Below are 11,170 nucleotides of genomic sequence, written 5' to 3' on the forward strand. Positions count from 1 at the left end.
TCGCGGACCCACAGTCGGCAACCCGTCGTATCCCCCGGTGACCGGGAGTTACCGCAGCGTGATCCCCGCGCCCGCGGTGAGGGCGGCGAAGGCGCGCGCCGCCCGGCCGAACCCCGCGGGGCCGGTCTTCGCCGCGTCCGGGCCGTCGGCGAGGTGCGGCTCGAGCGACGCGAAGCCGGTCCAGCCGTCGTCGCGCAGCGCCGTCACCGTCTGGAGCAGCTCGCCGTCGCCCTCACCGGCGGGCACCACCGCGCCGTCGGCGGACCGGGCGTCCTTGACCTGCAGGTACTCCAGGTGCGGCCGCAACATGGCGTAGCCGTCGCTGAACGGGCGGACGCCGACCTGCACGAAGTTGGCGTTGTCCCAGGCCACCCGCAGCGCGGGCGAGCCGACCGACTCGATCAGGTCCAGCACCCGGGCCGGCACGTCGCCGTAGACGTCCTTCTCGTTCTCGTGCAGGAGCACGACCTGCTCGCGCTCGGCGAGGTCGGCGAAGGCCCGCAGGCGGCGCAGCACGGTGTCACGCGTCGCCTCCACGGCGACCCCCGGCGGCCGGTAGAAGGAGAAGAGCCGCACGTACCGGCTCCGCAGGCGCCGGGTGAGCGCGATGACGGCCCGCAGCCGCGCCAGCTCGGCGTCCGGGTCGCCGAAGACGTCGGTCTTGCCGATGGGCGACGCGACCGCCGACACCGCCACCCCGGCGGCCGCCAGCGCGGCGGCGAGGCGCGTGGCCAGGTCGTCGTCGAAGTCGGCCACGTTGACGCCCCAGGCGCTGCGGACCTCGATGTGCGACGCGCCGAGCGCCCGCAGCACCGCCAGCTGCACGCGTGGATCGTCGTCGATCTCGTCACCGAACCCGGACAGTACCCACTCGACCATGCCGAACAGTATTCACTCACTAGGATTGTTCGACGTGGAGAAGGACGCCATCGCCAGGGCGGCCGTGCCGGGGACCGTGCGGGGCATGGTCGGGCAGCTGGCCACCCTCGGGCTGCCGGCGGGCGCGACCGTCATCGTCCACACGTCGCTGTCGCGGCTCGGCTGGGTCGCGGGCGGCGCGCAGGCGGTCGTGACGGCGCTGCTGGCGGCGATCGGGCCGGACGGCACGCTGGTCATGCCGACGCACTCGCGGCAGCTGACCGAGCCGGCCGACTGGGGCAACCCACCGGTGCCGCAGTCCTGGTGGGCGGTGATCCGGGCGGAGACGCCGGCCTTCGACCCGCGCGTCACCCCGACCAACTTCATGGGGGCGGTGCCGGAGTGTTTCCGGCATTTTCCAGGTGTACGGCGCAGCGACCATCCGACGGTGTCGTTCGCCGCGCTCGGCCCGGACGCCGGACGGATCACCGAGGGGCACACGCTCGACGACGGCCTCGGCGAGGGCTCGCCGCTCGCGCGGCTCTACGAGGCGGACGCGTGGGTGCTGCTGCTGGGCGTCGGGCACGACAACAACACGTCGCTGCATCTTTCGGAGTACCGCGCGGCGTCCGCCTCGTCGCGGTGGCTCCGGCAGGGCTCGCCGATCCTGGTGGACGGCGAGCGGCGCTGGGTCGAGTACCGGGAGCTGGCCGACGACACGTCGCTGTTCGAGCCGCTCGGCAAGGACTTCGCCGCGATCACCGGCGGGGAGCGGCTGGGGCCGGTCGGGTCGGGGACGGCGCGGCTGATGCGGCAGCGGGCGCTGGTCGACTTCGGCGCGATGTGGCTGTCCCGCAGGGGGTCCGGCTGAGGTCACCGCAGGCCGGACCCCGTCGCGCCGCGCGTCAGGCCTGGGCCAGGGGGTTGGTGCTGGGGTCGTCGTAGCGGACGGTCTCGAACGTGCCGTCGCCGTCGGTGTCGGTGACCGTCACGTCGCTGTCGCCGTCGCCGTCGGCGTCCTGCGAGACGGAGTCGGCGACGCCGTCGAAGTTCTCGTCCTTGACGTCGGTGTCGATGACGCCGTCGCCGTCGGTGTCCGCGACCACGCGGTCGACGAGGCCGTCGCCGTTGGCGTCCAGCGCCGCGACGTCGATGCGGCCGTCGCCGTCGGTGTCGGTGAGCACCGCGTCGAACGAGCCGTCGCCGTCGAGGTCGACCATCCTGGTCTCGAGCGTGCCGTCGCCGTCGGTGTCGAGCGCGATCTGCTCGAGCTGGCCGTCGTTGTCCTTGTCGTACCCGGCGGCCTCGGCGTCGCCGTCGTGGTCCACGTCGACGGCGTAGATCGTGGCGCCGTCCTGGCCCTCGAGCGTGATGATCTCCGGCTCGCCGTAGCCGGCGCCCGCGTCGCCGGCCTCGCCGAGCTCGCCGGTGGCCGGGTCGGTCTCGTAGTCGCTCATGGTGCTATCTCCATCTCGGCTGGGGGGCCGTCGGTTCTCTCGGTGGTGGGATCAACTTAGACAACCCGCGGGGCGGGCGAATCCCGCAAACGTGCCAGTGGCCGGTCCGGAACCTGACACGCCTTCGAACGGATCGGACACCGAGGTCCGAATTCCGCCAGCCGCTCGGCGGACCTGCGGGGGAGGATAGGTGGCATGGAACTGGACTTCGACACCTGTCGCAGGGCGGCGATCAGCCGCGACGCGCGGTTCGACGGGGTCTTCGTGACCGCGGTCAAGTCGACGAAGATCTATTGCCGGCCGTCCTGCCCGGCGATCACGCCGAAAGCGGAGAACGTGCGCTTCCTGCCGACGGCCGCGGCGGCACAGCGGGAGGGGTTCCGGGCGTGCCTGCGCTGCCGGCCGGACGCGGCGCCCGGCTCGCCGGAGTGGGACGTGCGCGGCGACGTGGTCGGCCGGGCGATGCGCCTGATCGCCGACGGCGTCGTCGACCGGGACGGGGTGCCGGGCCTGGCGGGGCGCCTCGGGTACACCGAACGGCACCTGCACAGGATGCTGACCGCGGAGGTCGGGGCCGGCCCCCTCGCCCTCGCCAGGGCGCAGCGGGCACAGACGGCCCGGGTGCTGATCGAGACGACCCGGCTCGGGCTGGCGGAGATCGCGTTCGCGGCCGGGTTCGGCAGCGTGCGGCAGTTCAACGACACCGTCCGCGAGATCTACGGCCGCACGCCGTCGGACCTGCGCGTGCGGCGGACGCAGCCGTCGCTCGATCCGGGAGTGGTGTCCGTACGGCTGCCGTTCCGGGCGCCGCTGCACACCGAGGCGCTGCTGTCGTTCCTCGGCGACCGGGCCATCGAGGGCATCGACGAGCGGGCCGGCGACTCGTACCGGCGAAACCTCCGACTGCCGCACGGCACCGGCACCGCGGAGCTGCGCCCCGAGGAGGGGCACGTCGCGGCCACGCTGCGCCTCACGGACCTGCGCGACCTGGCCCCCGCGGTGGCCCGCTGCCGCCGCCTCTTCGACCTCGACGCCGACCCCGCGGCCGTGGACGCCGTGCTGGGCGACGACCCGCTCCTGGCGCCGCTGGTGTTGAAGGAGGCGGGTGTACGGGTGCCCCGCGCCGTCGACGGGTTCGAGATCGCCGTCCGCGCGATCGTCGGGCAGCAGATCTCGGTCGCGGCGGCCCGGACCGTGCTGCGCCGGCTGGCGTTCGCGACCCCGGCGGCGCTGCTGGAGCTGCCGGACTCCGACTTCGCCATGCCGGCCGCGCGGCGGCGCACGCTGCGGGCCCTGGCGGCCGCGGTGCTGGACGGGCTGAGCCTGGACGGGGACGGCGACCGCGCGGAAACCGTGGCCCGCCTGAAGGAGATCCCCGGCATCGGGGAGTGGACCGCGTCGTACACGGCGATGCGTGCCCTCGGCGATCCTGACGCGTTCCTGCCCACAGACCTGGGGGTGCTGCGCGGCGCGCGGGCCCTCGGCCTGCCCGACGACCCCCGATCCCTGGCCGCGCACGCCGAGCGCTGGCGGCCGTGGCGTTCCTACGCCGTCATCCGACTCTGGAGGATTCAGTGATGTACTTCTCGACTTCGCCCACCCCCGCCGGCCCGCTGACGATCGTCGTGGACGCCGACGGCGCGGTGGTGGCCAGCGGGTTCACCGCCTCGCTGGGAGAGCTGGCGCTGTTCGTCGACGTCGCCGCGCTGCGGGAGGTCGGCGACGTGGGCGCCGCCGGCAAGGCCGCACAGTCCTACCTGGACGGTGACGTGCACGCGATCGACGACGTCGTGGTGCGCCAGCGTCCCGGCGGCGAGTTCCTCACCCACGCCTGGGACGTCCTGCGGACGGTGCCGGCGGGCGCACCCGTGACGTACAGCGAGTTCGCGGTGCTCTCCGGCCGGCCGCCGGCGATCCGGGCCGCCGCGCAGGCCTGCGCCCGCAACGCGGCCGCCCTCTTCGTGCCGTGCCACCGGGTGTTGCGCACCGACGGGACCCTGGGCGGGTTCCGCTGGGGGCTGCCGGTCAAGCGGTGGCTGCTCGATCATGAGGCTTCTGTCGCTTAATTGACAGTTTTGTCTTCTCAACTGCGTGAATGGCGGGGTTCACGTAGGCGATCTACCGTGGACTGGTTCGTTCGTGGGAAGATTCTCGTCACGCTGCGGATCTTTTCCATTGCTGCGGGCGTAGATCGCTTAGAAGAGGGCCGATGACTGGCGGACGATGGAGTAGCCAGACCCGATTCACCGTCGTGCTCGTCGGGCTCGCCCTGGTCGCGCTGGGCGTGCTCACCACGATGCAGTTCCGCAGCACCGCCGGCGCCGCCGCCCTCGTGGCGGCCGGCGTCCTGGTCGGGCTCGCGGGACTGTCCGGTGGCACGATCGTGGTCCGCTCCGCGGAGCGTGAGGAGCGGGTCGCCTCCGCCGGCAAGGCCCAGCTCGAAGGCGACGCCGAGGGGGCGTACGACCGCTTCGTCCAGCTCATCCGCGGTCACGCCCCGCAGGCGATCGCCTATCACGAGGGCGCCAACGCGGCGCTGTACGAGGCGGCCGGGCGCGAGGGGCAGAAGCTGCAGCCCGTCTTCGGCTACTTCCTCGGGCCGATCGCCATGTCCGAGTCGCACATCATCGTCGACATCCGGGCCGGCACCGGGTTCTCCATCGCCCGCATGCAGAGCACGTACCAGGCGCTGCTGGTCGGCCAGACGGCCGCGTTCCAGGCGGCGCTCGTCATCGTCAACGCCTCGCCCGACGACTCGATCCTGAGCTCGGTCCGGCAGCTGAGCATCGCGCTGGACCGGCCCGTCATGGCGGTCGCGTGGCGCCTCGGCGACCACAGCGACGGCATCTCCGACGCGATCGTCTCGCTCAAGCGGGAGCTGCGCCGGCGCGGCCTCGAGTCGCCGATCGAGGTGCCCGAGGTGGTGCAGCAGGCCGTGCCGTCCTCGCACCCCGCGGACAGGTTCGTGCCCGAGCGGTTCTCGCCCGACTCGTTCGAGCCCGAGCCCGATCCGTACGTGGACGACGGGATCTTCGAGCCGCAGCAGGCGGTGCGGATCCCCACGCGGGCGCCGGCTCCCCCGCCCGCTCCCCCGCGGCCGCCGGTCATGCAGCCGCCGACGCCCACGTTCGGCGCGGCGGCGCCGGTGTTCGGGCCGTCGATCCCGGCGCAGCACTCTCCCGCTTCGCATTCGGCTACGCCGTCGCATTCGGCGGCTTCGCCCGAGCCGGACCCGGTCGAGTGGCCCAACCCGGAGCCGCGGCGGCGGCCCTCCCCCGCGCCGCGCGTCTACGACGACTCCGCGACCTGGCAGCGGGCGACCGACCTGCACTGGCGGGGCCAGCTGCAGGAGGCGAAGGAGGCGTACGGGGAGATCGTCGACGCCCGCGCGCACGCCCTCGGCTGGGACCACCCCGACACGCTCACCGCGCGGGACCAGCACGCGACGGTGCTGCGCGACCTGGACCGGCTGGCCGAGGCGCTCGTCGAGTGCGACGAGGTGCTCACCGCGCGGATGCGGATCCTCGGCGAGGACCACCCCGACACGCTGACCAGCCGCAGCCACCTCGCGACGATCTACCACCAGCTCGGCGACCTGACCCGCTCCGAGGGCGAGCACCAGCGGGTCCTGGAGGCGCGCACCCGCGTCCTGGGCAGCAACCACCAGGAGACGCTGATCTCCCGGAGCAACCTCGCCAAGGTGTACCAGGACATGGGCGAGCTCGACCGGGCGATCGACGAGCACAGCACCGTCATGCGGGCGCGGGCGCGGCTGCTCGGGCCGGAGCACCGCGACACGCTCATGTCGCGCAGCCTGCTCGCCTCCGCGCTGCACCACGCGGGGCGGCTGCAGGAGGCGGAGCAGGAGCACCGGGCCGTGCTGGGCAGCCGGCTGCACCTGCTCGGGCCGGTCCACCTCGACACCGCCGTCTCGCGGCACCGGCTCGCCAGCGTGCTGCACGACCTGGGGCGGCTGGACGAGGCCGTGACCGAGTACCGGGCGGCGCAGTCGGTGTACGCGCAGCTGCTGGGGGCGAGCAGCCCGTTCGCGCGGGCGGCGGCGTCGGATCTGGCACTCGCGGAGCGGGCGGCCAGGGGTGCTCAGGGAAGCCGGTACTGACGCGCCGGACCGGTCAGAAGTCCCCGCCGAGGTCGTCTCCGCCGCTGAAGTCGCCACCGAAGTCGTCTCCGAAGTCGCTCGCGTCTCCGCCGTCGTCGCCTTGGTCTCCGCCGCCTTGGTCTCCGCCGTCGAAGCCCTGGTCTGCGCCGCCGTCGAAGCCCTGGTCTGCGCCGGCGTCGTAGCCCTGGTCGAAGCCGGCGTCGAAGCCTGAGTCGTAGCCTGAGTCGCCCCACGCCGGGCTGAACAGCGCGTCGAACACCAGCAGCGACCCGACGCCCCACGCGCCCGCGACCAGAGCCGTCTTCCACCATGGCTCGGAATACCAGCCGGCCGGCACGCCGCGGCCCGCCACCTGCCCGCCCGGGTAGTAGTACGGGGTGGCGTCGCCCGGGTGCGGACCGGCCCGGAACCGGTGCCCCTGCACGTCGACCTCGCGCTCCTTGGTGAGCTGCCCCGCGCGGGCGCCCGCGAGCGGCGGCAGGTCCGGTCCGGGGTCGATGCCGAGCGCGACCCGGGCCGCCCGCACGTACGCGAGGCCTTCGAGGGCGGTTTCGCGGGCCAGCTCGTACTGGCGGACCGACGTCGAACGCTCCAGCTGCGCGCCGGCGGCGGTGTAGCGCTCGCCCGCGTCGACGAGCGCCTGCCGCACCGCGGGGGTGTCGCCGGAGAGGTTCATGACCTGGCCGCCGAGCCGCTCGTACCAGCGGAGGGCGTCCTCACGGGCGTCCGCCTTCTTCCGGTTGCCCGCGGCGACGAACGCGGCGACCGCGACGGCCGCGGCCACCAGCAGGATGGCGAGGACGATCCACGTTCCCATGACTTCGACGGTACCCATTTTCTGTCGTACCCCTCGTGCATGCTGGTAGCCGTGGAACTCGTGCTGATCGTCATCGGGCTCGCCGCCGGCGCCGCGCTCGGCTGGTTCGCCGCGCGGTCACGCGCCGCGGTCGATGTGGCGAAGCTGGAGGCCACCCTGCAGGCGACCCGCGACGGCGAGGCCCGGCTCGAGTCGTCGCTGCGCTCCCTCACCTATGAGGCCCGCGCCCAGACGCAGGACGCGGTCGCCGACGCCGTCGCCCCGCTGCACGACGCCCTGCTGCGCTATGAGCGCCGCGTCGCCGACCTGGAGCGCGACCGCGTCGGCGCCTATGAGTCGCTGCGCGAGCAGGTCCGCGCCATGCACGACGTCTCCGGCGAGCTGCGCACCGAGACCCGCCAGCTCGTCTCCGCCCTGCGCGCGCCGCAGATCCGCGGCCGCTGGGGCGAGCACCAGCTGCGCCGCATCGTCGAGGCCGCCGGCATGCTGGAGCACTGCGACTTCGACGAGCAGGTCACCGCCCCCACCGACGGCGGCGTCGTCCGCCCCGACCTCGTCGTCCGCCTGCACGGCGGCCGCCAGGTGGTCGTCGACGCCAAGGCCCCGTTCGAGGGTTATCTCAGCGCCATGGAGGCCCGCGACGAGGCCGGTCGGACCGCCCACCTGCGGCAGCACGCGAAGCACCTCCGCGGCCACGTCGACGCCCTCGCCGCCAAGTCCTACTGGGCCGCCTTCGAGCCCGCCCCCGAGTTCGTCGTCCTCTTCATGCCCGCCGACACGTTCCTCGACGCCGCCCTCCAGCACGACCCGACCCTGCTGGAGCACGCGTTCACCCGCAACGTCGTCCTCGCCACCCCGGCCACCCTCGTCGCCCTGCTGCGCACCATCGCCTATGCGTGGCGCCAGGAGTCCCTCGCCCACAACGCCCTGGCCGTCCACCGCACCGGCCGCGAGCTCTACGCCCGCCTCACCACCATGGGCGACCACTTCGCCAAGGTCGGCACCGCCCTCGGCACCGCCGTCTCCTCTTACAACAAGGCCGTCGGCTCCCTGGAGGCCCGCGTCCTGGTCAGCGCCCGCCGCCTGGCCGAGCTCGGCATCAGCGCCGACCCCCTCCCCACCCCGTCCCAGGTCGAACTCACCCCCCGCCACCTCCAACCCCAGGACTCCTCCGACCTGTCTGCCTCTTCCGACTCCTCGGACCTGCCCGCCCCTTCGCACGTACCGGACCCCTCACAACTCCCGCACCTCTCGCAGCTCCCACACCCCTCGCACCCGCCGGACTCCTCACACCGGCCGGACTCCTCGCACCTGCCGGACCCTTCGCAGCTGCCGCACACCTCGCCATTGCGGGACCCCTCGCACCCGCCGCAGCCCTCTGCCGTTCCCCGCCCCACCGCCCCGAACTCCGCCCACGACCCCCGCGTCCCGCAGCACAACAACCACGCAACGCCCGCCAAACCTGAACGACCACACGGCCGTCAGCAACTCCCCGAATCGGAATACGAAATCCTGCTAGCCGCCCTCCGCGAAGACCCACCCCAGTAACAACGACGGCAAGCCACACACCGCCGACGGACACCCACCAGCCCAGCACCTCGGGCGCTCGCAGCTACCGGACCCCTCGCAGCCGCCGCAGCCCTCGCAGGCCTCTTCCGGTCCCCGCCCCAACCGACCCAAACTCCGCCCACGACCCCCGAGAACCTCGCGTCCCGCAACACAACGACCACGCAACGCCCACCAGACCTGAGCGACACACAGCCTTCAACAACTCCCCGAATCGGACTACAAAGTCCTGCTAGCCGCCCTCCGCGAAGACCCACCCCAGCAACAACGACGGGCTAGCCGCACACCGCCGACGGACACCCGGCAGCCCAGCACCTAGGGCGCCTTGCATCTGCCGGACTCCTCGCAGCCGCCGCAGCCCTCTTCCGGTCCCCGCCCCCACCAAACCCGAGTTCCGCCAGCTCCGCCCACGACCCCCGGGAGCCCCTCGTCCCGCAACACAACGACCACGCAACGCCCGCCGGACCTGAACGACCGCACGCCCCTCAGCAACCCCCGAAGCCGAGTACGAATCCTGCTAGCCGCCCTCCGCGAAGACCCACCCCAGTAGCGACAGTGGCAAGCCGTACGCCGCTGGCGGGCACCCGGCAGCGCAGCTCCCCCGGGCACCCGAGGCCGACGCCGGTCGGACCGCCACGCCCGCCTCTGCTGCCTGCCGCCGGATGTCCCGGACCACCACGTTCCCGCCCCGAATCCAACCCAGCCCCGCAGGCCGACGTGCCCGCCCCCGCCAGGGCGATGTGCCCGCCAGCCAACAACACGACATCAGCCCATTACGTCAGCCCATGAGCCCAGCCGTCGCCGCTGACCGCCCGCGCAGCAGCGCTGCGACAGAGCGCCTCCCCAAGTCGTCGACAGCAGCGGCCACGAACACCGATCACGCCCGGCACCCCGCAGCCGCCGCACACCGTCAACCCGTCCCACCACACCTCCAACCCGGGCCCATTCCGGCCGACCCCCAGCCAGCAGACACAACACCGCGGCCCCATTCACGGACCCGACTTCCCGCCGACCCATCGGCCCAGCACCAAATGCGACCCCGCAGCCCCAAGTCGTCGACAGGAGCGGCACGAACACCGATCACGCCAACACCCCACAGCCGCCGCCCGCCACACCCTCCACCCTGTCCCCGCTGACCCACCTGTGCGATGAGGCCGATCGTCTCGCACGGCGCTCTGCCCACCGACGCTTTCGGACCACGCACCTGCCGCCCGGACCGCCAGTCAGAGGGCATCAACACCCACATGGGTCGCGGCAGCCCACGCCGACCCGTCTGGCGAGCACCAGCGCGACGGAGTGCTGTCTCGCACGACGCCCTGCGCCCGCCGCCGACACGTCGTGCCACGATGCTGAACTCGGCGACGAGAGCGACCCCTGGTGGCTGCGCATTGTCGGCACGCTGGAGCTGGTGCTCACTGCCAGCGCCCGGGCCCCTCAAAAGGTGGCCGGAGAGCCACACCGGCGGCACTCAGGTCAGGCCTCGTCGTCGGCTGCGGCTGCCGGCGGGCCATCGCGGACCCGATGCGGCTCCGGGTGGCTTTGCGAGCGCCCGAGGTGCTGTCCGACCGGCATCAGGGCCTCATGATCCCCGTGTGGTTCTCGTGGGGCTCGGTCGGTCGGACGCTGGTCTCGGTCTTCCGCGTTGATCGAATCGCAGTTCTGGTCGCCATCACGGCCAGATCTGCCATTCGATCAACGGGCGGGTGGAGGCTCACGTGGACCACCGCGGAGGGCGGCCACCGGATGCGGCGCGTATGCGCCGCTTGCCCTGCCTCGCGTCTCGGCGCGGGCAGTGCGTCGCGGAGCGGCGCATTGGGGTGCGGGTGAGAATCCCCGCCGGGACCCGGCGCGACAGCGGTGGGGCGGAAGCACAGCATCCCCGCCGGGACCCGCCGCGCAGCGGTGGGGGGAGTTACAGCAGCTCAGCTGCGGTCTGCTGTGAGGCGGGCGCGGGCGTTGTCGAGCCAGCGTTGGCAGATGGTGGCGAGTTGTTCGCCGCGTTCCCACAGTGCCAGGGATTCCTCGAGGGTGGTGCCGCCGGACTCGAGCTTTTCGACGACGGTGGCGAGTTCGGCTCTGGCCTGCTCGTACGACAGGTCGGTCACTTGGACTCCTTGGTCAGGAAGAGCACCGAGTCGGTGCGGCTGTAGCCGACGCGGCTGTAGACGCGTTCCTGGGCGTCGCCGCCGGGGGTGAGGAAGACGAGGGTGGCGCCTGCCGCGTGGGCGGCGCGGGTGAGGTGGGCGGTGACGGCGGCGCCGATGCCGTGGCGTTCGAACGCGGAGCGGACGGCGATGCCGGCGACCTCGCTGATGCCGTCCCTCACCGCGACCGCCGCGCCGCCGCCGACGG

The 11,170-nt window shown here is 73.0% G+C and carries 9 protein-coding genes and 1 pseudogene; 5 read left to right on the forward strand and 5 right to left on the reverse strand.

The window, feature by feature from the left end; genetic code table 11:
* Positions 1-48: 48 nt before the first annotated feature.
* Positions 49-879: a TIM barrel protein gene (locus AB0J72_RS32535; RefSeq protein ID WP_363405237.1), complete on the reverse strand. Its 831-nt coding sequence runs from the start codon at positions 877-879 to the stop codon at positions 49-51.
* 34 nt (positions 880-913) lie between these two features.
* Here AB0J72_RS32535 and AB0J72_RS32540 point away from each other — a divergent pair, with 34 nt between their 5' ends.
* The gene (locus AB0J72_RS32540) at positions 914-1,729 is read left to right on the forward strand and encodes an AAC(3) family N-acetyltransferase (protein ID WP_363405239.1); all 816 of its coding nucleotides are present in this window, start codon (positions 914-916) and stop codon (positions 1,727-1,729) included.
* Between the two features lie 34 nt (positions 1,730-1,763).
* On the opposite strand, the gene AB0J72_RS32545 is transcribed toward AB0J72_RS32540, so the two are convergent.
* Positions 1,764-2,315, reverse strand: coding sequence for a hypothetical protein (locus tag AB0J72_RS32545; protein ID WP_363405240.1), 552 nt, complete (start codon positions 2,313-2,315; stop codon positions 1,764-1,766).
* Positions 2,316-2,510: 195 nt separating this feature from the next.
* Between AB0J72_RS32545 and AB0J72_RS32550 the strand changes: the two genes are divergently transcribed.
* The 3 genes from AB0J72_RS32550 (at position 2,511) to AB0J72_RS32560 (ending at position 6,435) form a co-directional block, all read left to right on the forward strand.
* A complete protein-coding gene (locus AB0J72_RS32550) occupies positions 2,511-3,893 on the forward strand; it encodes an AlkA N-terminal domain-containing protein (RefSeq protein ID WP_363405242.1) in 1,383 nt (460 codons plus the stop codon).
* The gene (locus tag AB0J72_RS32555) at positions 3,893-4,381 is read left to right on the forward strand and encodes a methylated-DNA--[protein]-cysteine S-methyltransferase (protein WP_363405244.1); all 489 of its coding nucleotides are present in this window, start codon (positions 3,893-3,895) and stop codon (positions 4,379-4,381) included. The genes AB0J72_RS32550 and AB0J72_RS32555 overlap by 1 nt, the downstream gene beginning before the upstream one ends.
* Positions 4,382-4,524: 143 nt before the next feature.
* Positions 4,525-6,435 carry a tetratricopeptide repeat protein gene (locus AB0J72_RS32560; RefSeq protein ID WP_363405246.1) on the forward strand — a complete coding sequence of 637 codons (1,911 nt, stop codon included), beginning with the start codon at positions 4,525-4,527 and terminating at the stop codon, positions 6,433-6,435.
* 13 nt (positions 6,436-6,448) lie between these two features.
* Here the strand turns inward: AB0J72_RS32560 and AB0J72_RS32565 are convergent, their stop codons facing one another.
* On the reverse strand, positions 6,449-7,252 hold the full coding sequence (locus tag AB0J72_RS32565; protein ID WP_363405247.1) for a hypothetical protein: 804 nt from the start codon (positions 7,250-7,252) through the stop codon (positions 6,449-6,451).
* 39 nt (positions 7,253-7,291) lie between these two features.
* Here AB0J72_RS32565 and AB0J72_RS32570 point away from each other — a divergent pair.
* Positions 7,292-8,416, forward strand: a pseudogene (locus AB0J72_RS32570) (DNA recombination protein RmuC); the annotation flags it as partial.
* Between the two features lie 2,324 nt (positions 8,417-10,740).
* On the opposite strand, the gene AB0J72_RS32575 reads toward AB0J72_RS32570, so the two are convergent.
* Together AB0J72_RS32575 and AB0J72_RS32580 are read right to left on the reverse strand one after the other, a co-directional pair.
* Entirely contained in the window at positions 10,741-10,923 is a 183-nt protein-coding gene (locus AB0J72_RS32575; RefSeq protein ID WP_363405249.1) for an exodeoxyribonuclease VII small subunit, read from the reverse strand.
* Positions 10,920-11,170 (reverse strand): GNAT family N-acetyltransferase (locus tag AB0J72_RS32580; RefSeq protein ID WP_363405251.1); only part of this gene is annotated, 251 nt, incomplete at its 5' end. The genes AB0J72_RS32575 and AB0J72_RS32580, both read right to left, overlap by 4 nt.

It is taken from the genome of Dactylosporangium sp. NPDC049742 (assembly GCF_040674675.1).
Lineage (GTDB): Bacteria > Actinomycetota > Actinomycetes > Mycobacteriales > Micromonosporaceae > Dactylosporangium > Dactylosporangium maewongense.

What these genes read in the sequence shown, in the direction of transcription:
- AB0J72_RS32535 (WP_363405237.1), bottom strand. Translation starts at nt 879, where the DNA reads ATGGTCGAGTGGGTACTGTCCGGGTTCGGTGACGAGATCGACGACGAT.
- AB0J72_RS32545 (WP_363405240.1), bottom strand. Translation starts at nt 2,315, where the DNA reads ATGAGCGACTACGAGACCGACCCGGCCACCGGCGAGCTCGGCGAGGCC.
- AB0J72_RS32550 (WP_363405242.1), top strand. Translation starts at nt 2,511, where the DNA reads ATGGAACTGGACTTCGACACCTGTCGCAGGGCGGCGATCAGCCGCGAC.
- AB0J72_RS32555 (WP_363405244.1), top strand. Translation starts at nt 3,893, where the DNA reads ATGTACTTCTCGACTTCGCCCACCCCCGCCGGCCCGCTGACGATCGTC.
- AB0J72_RS32560 (WP_363405246.1), top strand. Translation starts at nt 4,525, where the DNA reads ATGACTGGCGGACGATGGAGTAGCCAGACCCGATTCACCGTCGTGCTC.
- AB0J72_RS32565 (WP_363405247.1), bottom strand. Translation starts at nt 7,252, where the DNA reads ATGGGAACGTGGATCGTCCTCGCCATCCTGCTGGTGGCCGCGGCCGTC.